At 67.7% G+C, this 16,899-nt stretch carries 14 protein-coding genes; 10 read left to right on the top strand and 4 right to left on the bottom strand.

What is annotated here, in order from left to right; translation table 11 throughout:
• Positions 1 to 61: 61 nt before the first annotated feature.
• Positions 62 to 709: a class I SAM-dependent methyltransferase gene (locus Q9R39_RS12960; RefSeq protein ID WP_311277598.1), complete on the bottom strand. Its 648-nt coding sequence runs from the start codon at positions 707 to 709 to the stop codon at positions 62 to 64.
• Between the two features lie 84 nt (positions 710 to 793).
• Positions 794 to 1,957, bottom strand: a complete 1,164-nt coding sequence (locus Q9R39_RS12955; RefSeq protein ID WP_311277597.1) for an aminotransferase class I/II-fold pyridoxal phosphate-dependent enzyme — start codon at positions 1,955 to 1,957, stop codon at positions 794 to 796.
• Between the two features lie 94 nt (positions 1,958 to 2,051).
• Between Q9R39_RS12955 and Q9R39_RS12950 the strand changes: the two genes are divergently transcribed.
• The 9 genes from Q9R39_RS12950 to Q9R39_RS12910 all read left to right on the top strand — a co-directional run bounded on the left by Q9R39_RS12950 (position 2,052) and on the right by Q9R39_RS12910 (position 13,729).
• On the top strand, positions 2,052 to 2,843 hold the full coding sequence (locus tag Q9R39_RS12950) for an LLM class F420-dependent oxidoreductase (protein ID WP_068972109.1): 792 nt from the start codon (positions 2,052 to 2,054) through the stop codon (positions 2,841 to 2,843).
• Positions 2,844 to 2,936: 93 nt separating this feature from the next.
• Entirely contained in the window at positions 2,937 to 4,979 is a 2,043-nt protein-coding gene (locus tag Q9R39_RS12945) for a TPM domain-containing protein (protein WP_311277596.1), read from the top strand.
• Positions 4,980 to 5,163: 184 nt separating this feature from the next.
• Positions 5,164 to 7,254 (top strand): PhoX family phosphatase, encoded by a 2,091-nt coding sequence (locus tag Q9R39_RS12940; RefSeq protein ID WP_311277595.1) that lies wholly within the window; start codon positions 5,164 to 5,166, stop codon positions 7,252 to 7,254.
• 260 nt (positions 7,255 to 7,514) lie between these two features.
• Complete coding sequence (locus tag Q9R39_RS12935; protein ID WP_137810937.1) at positions 7,515 to 8,318, top strand: SDR family NAD(P)-dependent oxidoreductase; 804 nt, start codon at positions 7,515 to 7,517, stop codon at positions 8,316 to 8,318.
• Positions 8,319 to 8,397: 79 nt separating this feature from the next.
• Positions 8,398 to 9,525, top strand: a complete 1,128-nt coding sequence (locus tag Q9R39_RS12930; RefSeq protein ID WP_065631111.1) for a DUF5938 domain-containing protein — start codon at positions 8,398 to 8,400, stop codon at positions 9,523 to 9,525.
• Positions 9,526 to 9,532: 7 nt separating this feature from the next.
• The gene (locus tag Q9R39_RS12925) at positions 9,533 to 11,062 is read left to right on the top strand and encodes a long-chain fatty acid--CoA ligase (protein WP_311277594.1); all 1,530 of its coding nucleotides are present in this window, start codon (positions 9,533 to 9,535) and stop codon (positions 11,060 to 11,062) included.
• A 129-nt stretch (positions 11,063 to 11,191) separates the two neighbouring features.
• Positions 11,192 to 11,821: a TetR/AcrR family transcriptional regulator gene (locus Q9R39_RS12920; protein WP_137810935.1), complete on the top strand. Its 630-nt coding sequence runs from the start codon at positions 11,192 to 11,194 to the stop codon at positions 11,819 to 11,821.
• Positions 11,822 to 11,911: 90 nt separating this feature from the next.
• Positions 11,912 to 12,385: a MarR family winged helix-turn-helix transcriptional regulator gene (locus Q9R39_RS12915; RefSeq protein WP_058252932.1), complete on the top strand. Its 474-nt coding sequence runs from the start codon at positions 11,912 to 11,914 to the stop codon at positions 12,383 to 12,385.
• Positions 12,386 to 12,442: 57 nt separating this feature from the next.
• Complete coding sequence (locus Q9R39_RS12910; protein WP_137810934.1) at positions 12,443 to 13,729, top strand: MFS transporter; 1,287 nt, start codon at positions 12,443 to 12,445, stop codon at positions 13,727 to 13,729.
• Positions 13,730 to 13,925: 196 nt separating this feature from the next.
• Here the strand turns inward: Q9R39_RS12910 and Q9R39_RS12905 are convergent, their stop codons facing one another.
• Entirely contained in the window at positions 13,926 to 15,002 is a 1,077-nt protein-coding gene (locus tag Q9R39_RS12905) for an IS110 family transposase (RefSeq protein WP_137811085.1), read from the bottom strand.
• 525 nt (positions 15,003 to 15,527) lie between these two features.
• On the opposite strand from Q9R39_RS12905, the gene Q9R39_RS12900 reads away from it, so the two are divergent.
• Positions 15,528 to 16,214 (top strand): EthD domain-containing protein, encoded by a 687-nt coding sequence (locus Q9R39_RS12900; protein ID WP_311277593.1) that lies wholly within the window; start codon positions 15,528 to 15,530, stop codon positions 16,212 to 16,214.
• Between the two features lie 9 nt (positions 16,215 to 16,223).
• On the opposite strand, the gene Q9R39_RS12895 is transcribed toward Q9R39_RS12900, so the two are convergent.
• Entirely contained in the window at positions 16,224 to 16,871 is a 648-nt protein-coding gene (locus Q9R39_RS12895) for a helix-turn-helix domain-containing protein (RefSeq protein ID WP_374193967.1), read from the bottom strand.
• Positions 16,872 to 16,899: the final 28 nt, after the last annotated feature.

Below are 16,899 nucleotides of genomic sequence, written 5' to 3'. Positions count from 1 at the left end.
CGCCGCCCGTCAGATCCTGTTGCGTTTGGTCCCGGCTACCGGGACAAAACGCAACGGGATATCAGGCAGCCTGTCTCCGCGCCCGGAACACCACGTCGTGGGTGTGGTGCCCGCCGCCCGCGGCCCGTCCACGCTCCCGCGTCTCGTCGGTGACGATTTCCCAACCGTCGCCGAGCAGTCCCGCGAAATCAGCGGGTTGGACGTAGGCATCAGGGTCGAAGCCATGTGCACGCACACCCTCGGGGGCGTGTGCCACGACGAGCAGGGACCCGCCGGGGCCGACGGCTTCGACCAGCCGCCGCGCGGCGTCCAAACCCTCCTTCGGGATCGGAAAGTAGTGCAGCGTCACGAGGTCGACGCCGGCCGCCGGGACGTCATCGGCGATCACGTCTGCACGCAACCACGTGATCGACGGCCGCGGGTCGATCTCACGGGCCCGATCCACCGCGACCTGCGAGATGTCGAGGGCCGTGACCTGCCATCCGCGATCGGCGAGCCATCGGGCGTCGGCACCCTCACCCGACCCGACGTCGAGCGCGGTGCCCGGTTCGATGTCCGACACCTCGGCGACGAGCGCGGGGTTGACGTCGGAGGTCCACAGACGGTCCGCGCTGCGGTACCGCTCGTCCCACCCTTCGGCGGTTCCCGGATCGTTGCTCCCCCGGGACTCGGTCGCGGCCTCGGGGCGATGGCTGTTCTCGGTGGTCATGCCTCCGACTGTGGCACGCACCGTCGTGAGCGGCAAGGACGGTTGCCGATCCGGCAAGAAGTGATGGTGGAGGGAGACCCCGGGTCAGTGCACCACGCCCGCGATCCGCCGGATGGCCTCGGTGAGCACGTCGGCGGAGCAAGCGATGTTGAGTCGAACGAAACCGGCACCCGGATTCCCGAAGGCGTGTCCGTAATGCAGGGCGACGCGGGCTTTGTCGAGAATGACGAGCCCGGGGTCGTCGCCCAGCCCGGTGTCGCGGAAGTCGAGCCACGCGAGATACGACGCCTCCGGCCGCGTGTACCGAACCGACGGAAGATACTGCGCGAGAAGCAGTTCGAGGAGATCGAAGCTCTCCCCGATGACCTCGAGGATGGCGTCGAGCCACTCATCACCGTGCGCCAATGCCGCTTCGGTCGCAGCGCGGCCCAGAATGCTCGTGCGATAGCGCACCTCGTCGGGTTGCCGCGCGATCAGAGCCCGGCCCCGATCCGACGCGACAACCGTGAGCGCGCACTTGGCACCGGCGAGATTGAAGGCCTTGCTCGCCGAATGTGCGGCCACGCCGACCTCACGCGCCGTGTCGCCCACCGCGAGGAACGGGACGAACTCCACGCCGGGGTGGACCAGCGGCGCATGGATCTCGTCACTGACGACAGTCGCGCCATGTGCCGCGGCCAAGTCGGCCAGTCGCTCGAGGTCGGTGGCGTCGTGGACGAGGCCGAGCGGATTGTGCGGGTGACACAGTAAAACCGCCCGGGCGCCGGCGGCGAGGGCGCGTTCAATGCCCGCCAGATCCATCCGCCAGGCCGTCGACGACGACCCGCGTTCCTCGAGGAGGGGCACCTCGACGACGCGACCACCGGCCTCCGGGATGAGTTCGAAGAACGGCGGATAGACCGGGGGCATCAGCACGACACCGTCGCCGGGACTGATCGCGACGCGCAGACTCTCGACGATGACGACGCTCACGTCGGTCGTCGAGCTGACGTCAGCCGGATCCACCCGCCAACCCCACCGACGGTCGGCGAACCCGGCGAAGGCCTCCCCTGCCGAACCCGAGGTCGCCGCGTAACCGATGTCGGACGCACGTACCCGGTCGATGATGGCGTCGGCGACCACCGGTGCGAGCGGATAGTCCATCTCCGCGATGAACAGCGGTAGTACGTCGTCGGGGTGCGTGCTCCACTTCGCGCTCGTACGACGGCGTAGTTCGTCGAGCGGCGGCGCGACCGGTCTGATGCTCACCGCTACTTCGTACCGCCGATGTCGACGCGGCACCACCAGTGCGCGGCCACCACGTCCGTCGACGATTCCGCCGTCAGCGGGCAGACTGGTCGGCATGGCCTTCCCCATTCGCATCGGTGTCCAGATCCAGCCCCAGCACGCACCCGAGTACTCGCTGATCCGTGACGCGGTCCGCCGCGCCGAGGACACGGGCGTCGACATCGCGTTCAACTGGGATCACTTCTATCCGCTCTACGGCGCTCCCGAGGGCGAGCACTTCGAGTGCTGGACGATGCTCGGCGCCTGGGCCGAGCAGACCTCTCGGGTGGAGATCGGCGCGCTCGTGACCTGCAACTCGTACCGGAATCCGGAGTTGCTCGCCGACATGGCCCGCACCGTCGACCACATCAGCAACGGCCGTCTGATCCTGGGCGTCGGAGCCGGCTGGTTCCAGAAGGACTACGACGAGTACGGCTACGACTTCGGCACCGTCGGTTCCCGGTTGAACGATTTCGGTGCCGCCCTCCCGCGGATCAAGTCGCGGCTGGCGAAGCTCAATCCGGCTCCCACCCGCGACATCCCGATCCTCATCGGCGGCAGCGGCGAGAAGAAGACGCTGCGCTACATCGCCGAGCACGGCGACGTCTGGCACGGCTTCAACGACGTCGAGCAGTACCGGCACAAGTCCAAGGTGCTGGCCGAGCACTGCGCCGCCGTGGGTCGAGACCCCGAGACCATCGAGCGGTCGTCGGGCGTGCAGTTCGACGGGGACACCGACGCGCTGCTGCGCGATGCCGATGCACTCGCCGACGAGGGCGTCACACTGCTGACCGTCGGCGTCACCGGCCCCGACTACGACCTCACCGCACTCGAGGCGCTGTGCCGGTGGCGCGACTCGCGGAACTGACCGCGTAGCACCCGGGCGCACCCGCGCCCGGGTGCCGACACTCCCCCGAAGGCGTCGACGACACCGCACGCCCGCACGGCTAGGTTTGTGATCATGCATCGAGTGCCGGCACTTCGGGAACTGCTGACACGCGCGGCTTCGGCGGTCGCGCTGACGGGACTGCTGGGCGTCCTCATGGCCCTGGCATCCCCCGGCGCGGCGTCGGCGGAGCCGCCCACCCGGCTGCCGAACTACGTCGTCGACTCCGCCGACGCGATCTCCCCGGCGCAACGCACCGAGCTAGAGGCCGCGATCGACTCGCTCTACAACGCCCACGCGGTCCAGATGTGGATCGTGTACGTCCGCGATTTCGACGGCCTGACCAGCGAGGAATGGGCGAATCGGACTGCTGCCGCCAGCGAGCTGGGTGACCATGACGCCCTGCTCGCCGTCGCCACCGAGGACCGGGGGTATCGACTCTTCGCACCGGACAGCGTGGGCGGTCTCGATCAATCGACTCTCGAAGAGGTGGCCAACGACGACGTCGTCCCGCAATTGCGTGAGGCGAACTGGGCAGGTGCGGGCCTGGCGGCGGTCAACGGGCTGTCCGGCGCACTCGATCCGAACCACACCGGCCTGATCGCAGCCGGCGTCGTCGGCGGCGTGGCCGTCCTCGGCGGCGGCGGCGCGTACCTCTACTCCCGACGCCGCAGGCAGCGTCGTATCGACGACAGCGTCGAGACCCTGCGCGAGCAGGAACTGACGGTCGACCAGTTGGCCGCGCAACCCGTCGAGGTGCTCGACCCGTGGTCGCGTGAGGTGCTCACGGACCTCGACAACGCCATCCGTACCAGCAAGGAAGAGCTGCAGTTGGCGGTCGGTGAGTTCGGTGAGGTCGAAACAGCCCCGTTCACCGACACCGTGCGAGCGGCCGAGCAGGCGCTCGGACGGGCGTTCGCGCTGCGCCAGCGTCTCGATGACAACGTTCCCGAGACCGACGACGAACGACGCTCGATGCTCGTCCAGATCATCACCACCTGCACCGAGATCGACAGCACACTGGACGACCACGTCGAGAACTTCGACGCGATGCGCAACCTCCTCATCAATGCGGACTCGCGATTCGACGCCATCACCCAGCAACTCATCGGCCTTCGCGCCCGTCTGGAGACGGCGTCGCAGCAGCTGACCGAGCTCATCGGCAAGCACGGCGAGGCCACGTTGACCTCCATCCTCGACAACGTCGATCTCGCCCGAGCCCAGATCGACTTCGCCGAGGCGACCGCGGATCAGGGGCGCGCCGCCATCGCCGCACCGGTGGGTCAGCAGGGACCGGCCGTCGCTGCGCTCCGCTCGGCCGAGGGATCGATCGAGCAGGCGACCACGCTGCTCGACGCCATCGATCATGCAGACGCGAACATCGCCATCGCCCGCTCGCGGATGCCGGCGCTCATCGCCGAGGTGGACGACGAACTGGCCGAGGCCAACGCCCTGGCACAGACCGGCGGGACCTCGCTGGTGACCGCGATCGAGGTCGCGAGCGCCGCGGTCGCGAATGCCCGCAGCAACTTCGACGCCGATCCGCTGGGTACCTTCACGGCGCTCGTCGACGCCGATGCCGATCTCGACGACGCACTCGCCGCGGCGCGGGACGCCGCTGCCGAGCGCATCCGTCGAGCACAGGTCCTCACCGCGGCACTCGAATCGGCGGAGGCCAAGGTGACAGCGGCCGCCGACTTCATCGGCACCCGGCGGGGGGCCGTGCAGTCCACGGCACGGACCCGACTGGCGGAAGCGCAGCGGCTTCTGCAGTCCGCGACGGACGCCGCTGCCACCGATGCACCGGTGGCGACCGCGACCGCACGTCGCGCCGGTTCCCTGGCCGACCAGGCGCTCATGGCCGCTCAGACCGACGTCGTCGACTGGCAGTCGCAACAGCGACATCCGGGCGGCTCGTCCACCGCCGGTGCGGTCCTCGGCGGAATCCTCGTCGACAGTTTCCTGCGCGGCACCGTCGCGGGACGCGGGGGCGGCTTCGGTGGCGGCGGCTTCGGCGGCGGTTTCGGTGGGGGCGGCTTCGGGAGCGGCGGACGCAGCCCCGGTTCCTTCGGCGGCTCCGGGTCGTCGGGCCGGATCGGAACCGGCGGGCGGTTCTAGGCCCCGGCGCCGGAAGCGCAGCGAGCGGGCCGAATCAGCACGGCCGCGTGATGTTCCACGTGGAACCAACAGGGGTGTTGGGCTGCCGTTAACGCTCGGGTAGCCACCGGTTCGTTTCATCCGCCTAACGTGCTCTTCGTCGTGCGCCGGCCCCGTGGCGCGACCATGTTTCAGAGGAGCCCGTGTGCGTATTCCGTTGCAGCTGTTCATGTCCACCGGTGAGGATGCCGGACGTTCGTCCCGCGCCTACGTGACCTGCCGCTACAAGTGCGGCGACGCGTGCCGCCACGATCCCGGGAACACCAGCGACAACAACTACTTCCGGGACGTCGTCCGCACCGCGGTCTCGCGTCGAAGCGTTCTCAAGACCTCGGCCGGTGCAGCGGTGGCCGTCGGTGCGACCTCACTCCTCGCGGCGTGCGGTGATTCCGGGTCGTCGGAGTCGGCCTCGTCCAGCGGTGCGGCATCCGGAGATGCGATGCCGGGCATGAACTTCGCCGCCGTCGCGCCGAACACCGAGGATGCCGTGGTGATCCCGGACGGGTACCGCCAGGAGGTGGTGATCAGGTGGGGCGACCCGATCCTGCCCGGTGCTCCCGAGTTCGACTTCGCCAATCAGACGCCCGAGGCGCAGGCCGGGCAGTTCGGCTTCAACAACGACTTCGCCGGCCTGATCCCGGTCGACGGCGTCGCCGATCACCACTACCTGGTCGCCAACCTGGAGTATCCGACCGAGCCCTTCATGTTCGCCGGCTACAAGGAAGGCGAACCCACCGAGCAGCAGGCCCGCATCGCCATGGCGTCGGTCGGCATCGCAGTCGTCGAGGTCACCGCGCAATCCGACAGCGGAGCTCTCAAAACCGTTGTGGGACCCCGGAATCGACGTCTGACTGCGTCGAGCCCCTTCCGCCTCACCGGCCCGGCCGCGGGCAGCGAGTTCGTCAAGACGGCCGCGGACCCGGCGGGCACCACTGTCCTGGGCACCTTCGCCAACTGCTCCGGAGGTCTCACCCCGTGGGGCACGATGCTCTCCGGCGAAGAGAACTTCAACAACTACTTCGCGAACCCGAGCACCGTCACCGATGCCAAGGCCAAGGAGCGGCTCGAGCGCTACTCCTTCGAGGACGACGGCGACGAGCACTACTGGGGACGGTTCGACAAGCGCTTCGACCTGGCGGTCGAGCCGAACGAGGGGAATCGCTTCGGTTACATCGTCGAGGTGGATCCGCACGACCCGAATTCCGTTCCGGTGAAGCACAGTTCGATGGGCCGGTTCAAGCACGAATCGGCGAACATCTACGTGGTCGGGAGCGGGCCGGACAAGGACACCGTCGTCGCCTACAGCGGTGACGACGAGAGGTTCGAGTACATCTACAAGTTCGTCTCCAGCCGCAAGATGAAGTCCGGCCTGTCGAAGACGGCCCGCGACCACAACATGGGCATCCTCGACGAAGGCACGCTCTACGTCGCCACCTTCACCGGGGACTCCCCCGACCCGGTGGACGGCACCGGAACCCCGCCCGCCTCAGGGAAATTCGCCGGGAAGGGGTCCTGGAAGCCGCTGCTGACGGTCAATGCCGACGGTTCGGCTCGCTCGTACATCCCCGGAATGTCCCCCGCCGAGGTCGCGGTGTTCACCCGGCAGGCCGCCGACACCGTCGGCGCGACCAAGATGGACCGGCCCGAGGACATCGAACCGAATCCGAAGTTCGGCAAGGTCTACTGCGCGCTGACGAACAACGATGATCGCGGCACCGATGGTGAAGCGCCTGCCGATGCGGTGAACCCGCGCAACGAGAACAAGAACGGTCAGGTCCTGGAGATGACCGACGACCACACCGGCACCGAGTTCACCTGGGAACTCCTGCTGGTGTGCGGCGACCCGGCTGCTGCCGACACCTACTACGGCGGGTTCGACAAGACCAAGGTCAGTCCGATCTCCTGCCCCGACAACGTCGCGTTCGATCCCCATGGCAATCTGTGGATCTCCACGGACGGCAACGCACTCGACAGCAACGACGGGTTGTTCGCGGTCGCCCTGGACGGCGATCGACGCGGGGAGACCAAGCAGTTCCTGACCGTGCCCAAGGGTGGCGAGACCTGCGGCCCGATCATCGACACCAATCGTGTCCTGATCGCGGTTCAGCATCCCGGCGAACTCGACGACCACTCCGCGGACAACCCGGCGTCGCACTGGCCCGACGGCGGACAGTCCCAACCCCGGCCGTCCGTCGTCGCCGTATGGCGGGACAACGGGGGCGAGATCGGCGTCTGACCGCACCGCTTCATCCGAGCACCCTCGAGTCCCGGGCCTGCGGCCCGGCTCGGGGGTGCTCTTCATCTCCCACCAGGACTGTCCAGCGGCACCGAGCCGTTGACCTGGATCTTTCGCGGATCGCACCCCGATCGTGACAGTCGTCAAGGTTTTTCTTGACGAGTGTCAAGACTCGGGCTTAGTGTGGCGTGCAGCACATGTCGCCTCGACTGTGTCTTGCTTCTCCGCCTCGGCCGAGGCGGTCTCACGGAGGTGGAACGATGACGAGTTATGACCTGACCGGGCGGACGGCACTGGTCACCGGTGGCGCGCAGGGCCTCGGTGCCGGGATGGCCGAGGCGCTCGCCGCAGCCGGCGCGTCCGTCGCGATCGGCGACGTGAACTCCGACGGCGGTCGGCAGGCGGTCGAAACGCTTCGGGCACAAGGCGCGAAGGCCGAGTTCGTCGCGCTCGACGTGACCGACGACGCAGCCTGGGAGTCGGCCGCGGCGTCGACCGTCGAGTCGCTGGGCGGGCTCGACATCGTCGTGAACAACGCCGGCATCGAGGTGACGAACCTCCTGGTCGATCTCGACGCCGCGGAGGCGTCGAAGATGCTGGACGTCAACGTGCTCGGTACTGCCCTCGGCATCAAGCACGCGTTCCGCGCGATGCGTCCCGGCGGCATCGCGGGCAAGGGCGGAGCCGTCGTGAACATCGCATCCGTCGCTGCGACAATCGCTTTCCCCGGCATCAGCGTCTACTCCGCGACGAAGTCGGGTATCGACCGCCTCACCCGGGTGGCGGCCGCCGAATCCGGGAAGCTCGGCTACGGCGTGCGCGTGAACTCGATCTATCCCGCCCTCACCCCGACCGCGATGGGCAACAAACTCGCCGTCGAGACCGCAGCCCTGGGGCTGTTCGAATCCCCGGAGGCGGCTGCCCAGGCGGTCGCGGAGCTGACACCCCTGGGCCGACTCGGACAGGTCGACGACATGGCCGACGCCGTGGTCTTCCTCGTCTCCGACGCCGCGAAGTTCATCACCGGCGCGGGCCTCCCGGTCGACGGCGGCATGGGGATGTGATCCCACCGACGTTCACTGCCGCAACGCTTTTCCCGAACACCCGCATCGAACACCCGAACCAGACACGAGGAGTCCCACCATGCCCACTGACAAACGCGTCGTCGTCTACGGAGCGTCCGGATACACGGGCCGACTGATCTGTGAGTACCTGCGCGAGTACAACATCCCGTTCCTGGCGGCGGGCCGCGACCACGCCCGGCTGAAGAGCGCCGTCGAGGCGGTGCCGGGCATCGACACGGTCGCGTACGACATCGTCGAGGTCGAGCACACGGTCGAGGCGCTGACCGAGGCCTTCCGCGGCGCCGACGTCGTACTGAACACGGTCGGGCCGTTCGCCCGCTACGGCCACGAGGTCGTCCAGGCGTGCCTGGAGATCGGGGCCCACTACACCGACACCAACGGTGAACAGAACTGGATGATCGATGCCGAGGCGCAGTACGGAGCCGAATTCGCTTCTCGCGAACTGGTCTTGACGCCGGGCCTGGCGCAGATGTACTCCATCGGCGAGATCGCCGCGAACATCTGCCTGGAGAACCCCGGACTGGACACCCTCGACATCCAGGTGTTCTGGAAGGGCCACCCGACCGTCGCGTCGACCAACACGATCCTCACCAATGCCGCATTCGCGAAGGCGTACTACCTCGAGGAGAACGAGTACGTCGAATGGCCGGCGGACGCGGGTCTGTACACGGTCAGCGTGCCCGGTCAGCACGACCTCGGTCTCGCTCTGCCCTGGGGCGGTACATCACACCCGGTGTGGTTCAAGAACGACCCGCGCGTGGCCACCGCAAAGGCACTCGGCGGCGTCTTCAACCGGCCACTGATGCAGGGCGTTCCGGTTCTGGTGGCCGCCGCGCTCGAACAGATGGAGGGCAAGTCCGAGGAGGAGAAGTACCGGATCATCGACGAGCAGTCGGCCGCCATCCGCAGCGAGATGCCCCCGCGTGAGAACCCGCGCCTGAACACCTCGCTGGACTCGGTCTACGCCTCCGGTCCGCTCGGCCGCGCGCACTGCGTGATCCACGGCAACTCCAACTACAAGCAGACCGCCCTGCTCAACGCGCACGCCGCGAACGAACTGCTCCAGGCCCGCCCCCGCCGTGTCGGCTTCGTCTCGAGCTGCCAGGCGTTCGGCCATCGCGAATTGCTCGGCACCCTTCGCGCTTTCGGTCTGGTCCTGGACCCGATCGTCACCGTGCACCGCTGAGGACGACATGCGACTCTCGGAGTACCTCGACAAGGGCGCCTCGCTGGGGCGCGACGCGCCGTGCCTCACCGCCGGCGGGGTCACCTCGACCTACGGCGAGGTCCAGGATCGGTCCACTGCCATCGCAGGTGCGTTGCAGCACAACGGGATCGAGGCCGGCGACCGGGTCGCCGTCCTCTCGGCCAACGATTCGCTGGCCCTGACGTGCGTCTTCGGCATCTCGCGTGCGGGTGCCGTGTGGTGCCCGGTCAATCCGCGCAACGAGGCCGAGGAGAACCGACAGCTGTTCGATCTCTTCGGGTGTCGGCTGCTGTTCTTCCAGGCGAAGTTCGCCGGCCTGGTCGAGAAGATCAAAGATCAGCTCCCGCAATTGGACCGGTTGGTCTGTCTGGACGGCGACGTCGACTGGGCGACTCCATTCGACGCCTGGCTCGACGAACATCGAGCCGAGCCGGACGAACGCCGACGACCAGATGGCGGTCTGTGCATGCTCGCCGGTACCGGCGGGACGACCGGCCGACCGAAGGGGGTGCGGCTCACCGAGGACAACATGATGACCTCGACGGCACTGGCGTTGATGAGCTACCCGTTCGGTGAGCGCCCCCGGTATCTGGCGCTCGCCCCGCTGACCCATTCGGCGGGGGTGCTGACGTTCCCCATCCTCAGCCTCGGCGGTGAGGTCGTGATCATGCCGGCACCTGACATCGGGGAGTTCCTGGCGCTGATCGAGCGGCATCGCATCACCCACGCCTTCCTGCCGCCGACGGTGATCTACGGGGTGCTCGACCATCCCGACCTCGACAGTCGGGATCTGAGCTCGCTGCGATGTCTGTGGTACGGCGCGGCGCCGATGTCGCCCACGCGGCTGGAAGAAGCACTGCCGCGTATCGGCCCGGTGCTCGGCCAGTTGTTCGGGCAGACGGAGGCACCGAACATGATCGCCACCCTCGCGCCCGCCGAGCACTTCCACGACGACGGGTCGATGGCCACCGAGCGGTTCGGATCGGCCGGTCGGCCGACACCGCTGACCACGGTCGCGATCATGGCCGAGGACGGGTCGCTGCTGAGTCGTGGCGAGCGCGGCGAGATCGTCGTCCGGGGACCACTCGTGATGGACGGATATCACGAGAACCCAACGGCCACCGCCGAAGTGAGCGCGCACCGCTGGCATCACACCGGCGACATCGGCTACCTCGACGACGACGGCTACCTCTTCGTCGTCGACCGCGCCAAGGACATGATCATCACCGGCGGGTTCAACGTGTATTCGGCCGAGGTGGAACAGGCATTGCTGGCCCATCCGGCGGTGAAGGACTCGGCCGTCATCGGGCTGCCCGATCCCAAATGGGGCGAACGAGTGACGGCCGCCGTCGAACTGCGTGCGGGGCACGACGCCGACACCGAGGAGCTCATCGCCTTCGTCAAGGAACGGATCGGCAGCGTCAAGGCGCCGAAAGAGATCGAGATCTGGACCGAACTGCCGCGGTCCAAGGTCGGCAAGATCCTGAAGACCGAGGTCCGGGGCGCATTCAGCTGACCGCATCGAGGCCTCACCGGTGCCCGCCCGGCCGGCGCCGACAAGCGTCGAACTCGGCCGGGTGGGTACACTCGGGTCTCGAACTCCATCACTCCCCGAGCAAGGGAATCCCCCGGCAAGGACCGCGAGATGACACAGGTCGTCGACCGACAGGCCCGCATCGAGGCCCGCGCACGAGACAAGTTCCAGGCCAAGCGCGACGAGCTGGCCATGGCGACTCTGACGACGCTGGCCGAACTGGGGTACGCGCGGACGAGCCTGCGCGAGATCGCGCAGAACTCCGAGTACTCGCACGGGGTGTTGCACTACTACTTCACCGACAAGCTCGACCTCATCGCCCACGCGGTCCGGCAGTACGAGGCCGTCTGCGTCACCCGCTACGACGAGGTCGTGGCCCACGCGGTGACCGCGGATCAGTTGCGCGACGAGTTCGCCGACACCTTCTTCGCAGGCATGCGTTCCGAGGCAGCCATTCATCGGCTCTGGTACGACCTGCGAAATCAGAGCATGTTCGACGACTCCTTCCGCGCGGACGTGATCGAGATCGAGCGCCGGCGCGAAGAGATGATCTGGCGCGTGGTGGAGAGATTCTGCGAGTTGTCGGGGACGCAGCCCGCGGTGACACCGGCGGTCGCCTACATCGCGCTCGACGGCATCTTCCAGCGCGGACTGCTCAGCGAGATCGACGGCCGGCCCGACGGCGTCGCGACCGCCCGCGAGGACCTGATCGCCTTCTTCGGAGTCGTGGGGCACCACTGACCGTCTGACGAATCGAGCCGCACATTCGTGCGCAGCGTCACAGGCCCCTGCCCTAATACTTCGAACCCCTAAGTATTAGACTCTCTAAACGTGTCCGCTTCCGACCCCGCCCAGCTCGCCCAGACCCTGCGGCCGACGATCACCAGGCTGTACCTGGCCCTTCGTCGTCGCGCACCCTCGGTCGAGCTGACCGCGGCGCAGACGTCCGCCCTGAGCGTCCTCGCCGATCACGGGCCGATGCGGATGGGTGAATTCGCCACCCGCGAATCCATCCGCATGCCGACAGCGACGTCGGTGATCGACGGACTCACCAAGCACGACCTGGTCGAACGCAGACCTGATCCAGACGACCGCCGAGCCGTGCTCGTCGGCCTCACCGACCACGGGCGCACCCTCGTGCGGCAGATCCGCGAGGAGCGGGACGTCATCCTGACCGGTGCGCTCGCCGCGCTCGACGATCAGCAGCGCGAAGCCATCGCCGCGGCCGGACCGGCCCTGCAGGCCCTGCGCGACCAGCTCGACAATCACCCGGTATCGCACCCCGCCCGCCCGGCGAGTGCGTGAGCGGCCCGGTCGCGGTTCGACACCGCCGGCCGTCCGCCTGATCTGGCAGAGGAATCAATGACCGTCACCGAACACACCCCGGGCGACACCGCCGCGGTTGCGCGCGACACCACCGCAGCCGAACCGTCGATGCTCGCCTCTCTGCGTGCACAACCGCGCGCGGTGTGGATCACCGCTTTCGCCGCCGTCATCGCCTTCATGGGCATCGGCCTCGTCGATCCGATCCTGCACAGCATCGCCGAAGCGCTGAACGCCCCACCGGAGAAGCTCACGCTCCTGTTCGGTGTCTACGTCGGCGTCCAGTGCGTCGCGATGCTGCTGACCGGTTGGGCCGCATACCGTTTCGGGCCGCGGCGCACACTCACCGTCGGGCTTGGACTCATCGTCGTCGCCGCCGGCGTCTCGGCCTTCGCCGACAACATCGACCAGCTCATCGCCTACCGGGTGATCTGGGGTCTCGGCAACGCACTGTTCCTCGCCACCGCACTGGCTTTCATCGTCCAATCGGCGGTCGGCAACCGCAACAGCGCCATCATGATGTACGAGGCCGCCCTGGGCATCGGACTGGCCGTCGGACCGCTCCTGGGCGCGACGCTCGGTGAATGGACCTGGCGCGCACCGTTTGCCGGTACCGCCCTGCTGATGCTGGCCGGAGCCATCCTGTGCGCGTTCATGCTTCCCGCCGACGGACCGCGGTCCGAACGAGTACGGGTCCGGATCGTCGACCCGATCAAGGTCCTGCGCAACCGCACCCTGTTCGTCACGTCCGTCGGTTCCGCCTTCTACACGGGCGCGCTGTTCACCGTGATCGCCTGGGCGCCGATCGCGATGGGCCTGCGACCCATCTACGCCGGACTCGTCTTCTTCGGCTGGGGCCTGCTCACGGCGGTCGCCGGAGTCTTCGTCGCCCCGCTGCTCGCTCGGGTCGTCGGTGAGAAGGCCGGTGTCATGGTTGCCATCTCGACATACGGACTTGTCATGGTGCTGGCCGGGATCGGCACGTTCACCGGACAGATCTGGCTGATCGGCCTGGCCGTCATCCTCTCCGGCTTCCCCTCGGGCGTGCTCAACACCCTCTTCACCGACGTCGCGATGTCGGCCGTCGGCGGCGACACCCCCCGGTCGGTCTCGAGTGCCGGGTTCAGCTTCCTCCGCTGGATGGGCGCCGCGATCGCGGCCGTGCTCGTCGCCTACCTCGCGAAGTGGACCGGTTCGGAGGCGACACCGTGGTGGTTCGCCACCGGATACTGCGTCGTCGCCCTCGGCGCGGTGTCGTTGGCCAAGGTCGCTCACGACCACAAGGTCGCCGACGACGCCGCTCTCATCGGCGCCGAGGAGTTCTGAGCCTCCCGCGCACGCAGCTTCCTGCTCCCTGAGCACAGGCGCAAGGAGCACGGCCCCCTCCCGCTCCCCGAGGTGCGACGAGCGCGACGCCTCCGCTCCCTGAGGAGCGGCCGGACGGCCGTCGTGGACCACCGAGCGAACCCTCCTGGGCGCCCGAATTCTATGCTCCCTGAGGTGCGAGCGAAGCGAGAGGGTCCTATAGCTTGTCAAGTGCTCCGAGGTCAGTGGTGAGGTCGCGGAACACTTCGCGGGCGATGTAGCGCTTGAGGCAGCGGAGGATGTCTTTCTTCGTTTTGTGTTCGGCGGAACGTCGCTCGACGTAGGCGCGGGTGGGGGCGTGGGATTTCATGCGTCCGACCGCGATCATGTGCAGAGCACTGTTGGCTTGCCGGTCCCCGCCCCGGTTGAGTCGGTGACGGCTGGTTTTGCCTGAGGATGCCGGTAACGGGGCGGCGCCGACGAGTTTGGCGAACCGTGCCTCGGTGCCCATCCGCTCGACGTTGTCACCGGCGGTGATCACCAGGCGGGCGGCGGTGATCGGCCCGATCTGCGGGCGCGAGAGCAGGGTGGGTACCAGCTTGCTCAGCAGTCGTGTGAGTTCGCGGGCCAAAGACCGGGCTTGTTGTTGGGCGAGTCGGTGTCGGTCGAGCAGCGACCGCGCAGCGCGCACGAACGCCGCGGCCGGCCCGGACAGATCAGCTTTCTCGGCTGGTACCGGCAAGTCTTTGATGAATGCTGCCCGCTTGGCGATGGTGCGGGCCTGGCGCGCTTGATCGGCGTACTCGGCTGGTGCGGTGGTACACAGGTCACGGATCTGGTTACCGATGCGGGTGGCTTCCTCGACGGCCGAAGCCCTTGCCACGGTGAGCATCCGAATAGATTCGACCGCGCCGCGGGTGTCTTTGGCCACCGCGGTCGCGCGGCCGGTGATGACGGCCATCGCTGCGGCGTAGGCATCGAGTTGATCGGTCTTACCGTGGGCGTAGCGGCGCGGCAGATCGGGGGTGTTGACCTCGATCACTCGCACCCCTTCGGCGGTGAGCATCCGGGTCAACCCGGCCCCGTAGGAGGCGCTCGATTCCACTGCGGCATCCTCGACGCGGCCGAAGCCACACGCCCACTGCCACAACTGGGTGTAGCCGGCGGTGGTGGTCGGGAACTCGCGATCGGCCAGCGGGCGGCCGTCGGTGGCGACGATCGCGGCGTGGTGGGTCTGTTGATGGGTGTCGACTCCGAGTACGACCACTTGCGTGGTCACTGCTGTCTCAGCCATTCTGGCGGTGTCTCCCTTCACTGCGGTGTGGGATGACCTCACCGGGGCGGGTGGACAGGACAGTGAAGAGTCACGGCCTACCAGCCAGACAGGGTCCTAATCAGGTCACACCCGCCCCGGTCCTCACAGGTCACTTGGTGCAGGTGATCGACCGGAGTTCCGGGCCGACACATCTCGCCCATGACAGCACCGTCAGCCACGAAGTAAGTCAGACCCAAACCCGGTCAACCACCCACACCCATTCTCACTGCCACGAAGGGCTCCGCAACGTGTCTCACCAGGCCCTTCGTGGCTCGTCGCTATCGCTCCTCGCACCTCAGGGAGCAGTAATAGGGCTCGCCCCATGCACAACGGGTTCTTCGTAGTCCACGACGGCCGACAGGCCGCGGATACCGAGGAGCGACCCCTCGCTCCCTGAGGAGCGGCCGGAGCTTGCGGAGGCCGCGTCACGAAGGGTCTTGGTGAGACGGCGGTGGATCTGCGAATCGGCGACCGGCGCGCGGAACGCCCGGTACCGTCCGCGGGATGACGGATTCGAAGGTGATCGTCGCCATCCGGGGCGGCGGGCCGACCCGTGCCGACGCCGACGATCTCGTCGAGCGCTGTATGGCAGCGGGGGCAACGCGCATGCAGGTCAACCTCAGCGACGACGCGGTCTCCGGGGCCATGCGCATCGACGAACTCGACCCGCCCATCGTCGCGGTGCTGTCCTTCTGGGCGCCCGACCCCGACCCGGTCCTCGCCGTCGTCGATGACGAACTCGACGGTCCGATCGCCGTCTGGGAGGTCACCGCGCGGGCACCGCTCAATCCGAACCTGCCCGCCGACGGGACGCGGATCGACGCGCTGTCCAATATCGCTTTCCTCCGTCGCCCCGACGAACTCGACCACGCCGAGTGGTTGCGCCGCTGGTTGGACGATCACACCCAGGTCGCCATCGACACCCAGGCCACGTTCGGTTACGTCCAGAACATCGTCGAACGACCGTTGACCGAGGACATCCCGCCGGTCGCGGCCATCGTCGAGGAACTGTTCCCGATGGCGGCGGTCAGCGACATCCACGCGTTCTACGGAAGCGGCGGTGATCAGCTGGAACTCGAGCGCCGGATGACCCTGATGCTCGAGAGCGTGTCCCGCTTCGGCGCGGACCGCCACCTCGACGTGGTGCCGACCTCGCGCTACGACTTCGACCTCAGCCGGTCGCGAACCTGAATGGGGCTGTCACACGGCCGAATCCGGGAACGCGATCACCGACAGGAAGCGCACCGGCAGCTCGACGAGTTCGACGGGTCCATGCGCGCCCTCGCCGTCGATCTGTAGCGAGTCGCCTGGATGCATCCGGTACACCGAGCGACTGTGGGCGTAGTCCATCACGCCCTCGAGGACGTACAGGAACTCGGTTCCCGCATGCTGGAACAACGGCTGGGTCACCGACTTCTCCGTCAAGGTGACGAGGAGACATTCCAGGCGTTTGTGCTCACCGCGCAGCGACCCGAGCAGCTCGTACTCGTGACCCTCCCGGGACCCCTCGCGCACGATCTCCGAGCCCTCGCCCGCCTTGACGAACACCGCCGACCGCTCCATCTCGGCGCCGCGGAACAGCGAGGTGACCGACACGTCGAAGCCGTTGGCCAGGCGGGCGAGCGTGCTGAGACTGCACGAGGTCTGGGCGTTCTCGATCTTCGACAGCATCGCCTTGGAGATGCCGACGCGAGTGGCCATGTCTCCCACCGACAGTCCCTGCTGACGTCGCAGGCGACGCACGTTGTGCGCGATCGCCGTCTCGAGCTCCAGCTCCTCGACCGACTGGTCGACAGGTCTCTCTCGCGCGGTGCCGGACTGATTCCGGATCAATGGGTCGTCCGTCACGCCGCCAGCATAGTGAGAAACAACGTTT

Source organism: Gordonia sp. AC31 (genome assembly GCF_031844505.1).
GTDB classification, from domain to species: Bacteria; Actinomycetota; Actinomycetes; order Mycobacteriales; family Mycobacteriaceae; genus Gordonia; species Gordonia hongkongensis.
Note: the sequence above shows the minus strand (reverse complement) of the source record. Positions and strands in the feature narration are given on the sequence as shown.

What these genes read in the sequence shown, in the direction of transcription:
- Q9R39_RS12960 (WP_311277598.1), bottom strand. Translation starts at nt 709, where the DNA reads ATGACCACCGAGAACAGCCATCGCCCCGAGGCCGCGACCGAGTCCCGG.
- Q9R39_RS12950 (WP_068972109.1), top strand. Translation starts at nt 2,052, where the DNA reads ATGGCCTTCCCCATTCGCATCGGTGTCCAGATCCAGCCCCAGCACGCA.
- Q9R39_RS12945 (WP_311277596.1), top strand. Translation starts at nt 2,937, where the DNA reads ATGCATCGAGTGCCGGCACTTCGGGAACTGCTGACACGCGCGGCTTCG.
- Q9R39_RS12935 (WP_137810937.1), top strand. Translation starts at nt 7,515, where the DNA reads ATGACGAGTTATGACCTGACCGGGCGGACGGCACTGGTCACCGGTGGC.
- Q9R39_RS12930 (WP_065631111.1), top strand. Translation starts at nt 8,398, where the DNA reads ATGCCCACTGACAAACGCGTCGTCGTCTACGGAGCGTCCGGATACACG.
- Q9R39_RS12925 (WP_311277594.1), top strand. Translation starts at nt 9,533, where the DNA reads ATGCGACTCTCGGAGTACCTCGACAAGGGCGCCTCGCTGGGGCGCGAC.
- Q9R39_RS12920 (WP_137810935.1), top strand. Translation starts at nt 11,192, where the DNA reads ATGACACAGGTCGTCGACCGACAGGCCCGCATCGAGGCCCGCGCACGA.
- Q9R39_RS12910 (WP_137810934.1), top strand. Translation starts at nt 12,443, where the DNA reads ATGACCGTCACCGAACACACCCCGGGCGACACCGCCGCGGTTGCGCGC.
- Q9R39_RS12905 (WP_137811085.1), bottom strand. Translation starts at nt 15,002, where the DNA reads ATGGCTGAGACAGCAGTGACCACGCAAGTGGTCGTACTCGGAGTCGAC.
- Q9R39_RS12900 (WP_311277593.1), top strand. Translation starts at nt 15,528, where the DNA reads ATGACGGATTCGAAGGTGATCGTCGCCATCCGGGGCGGCGGGCCGACC.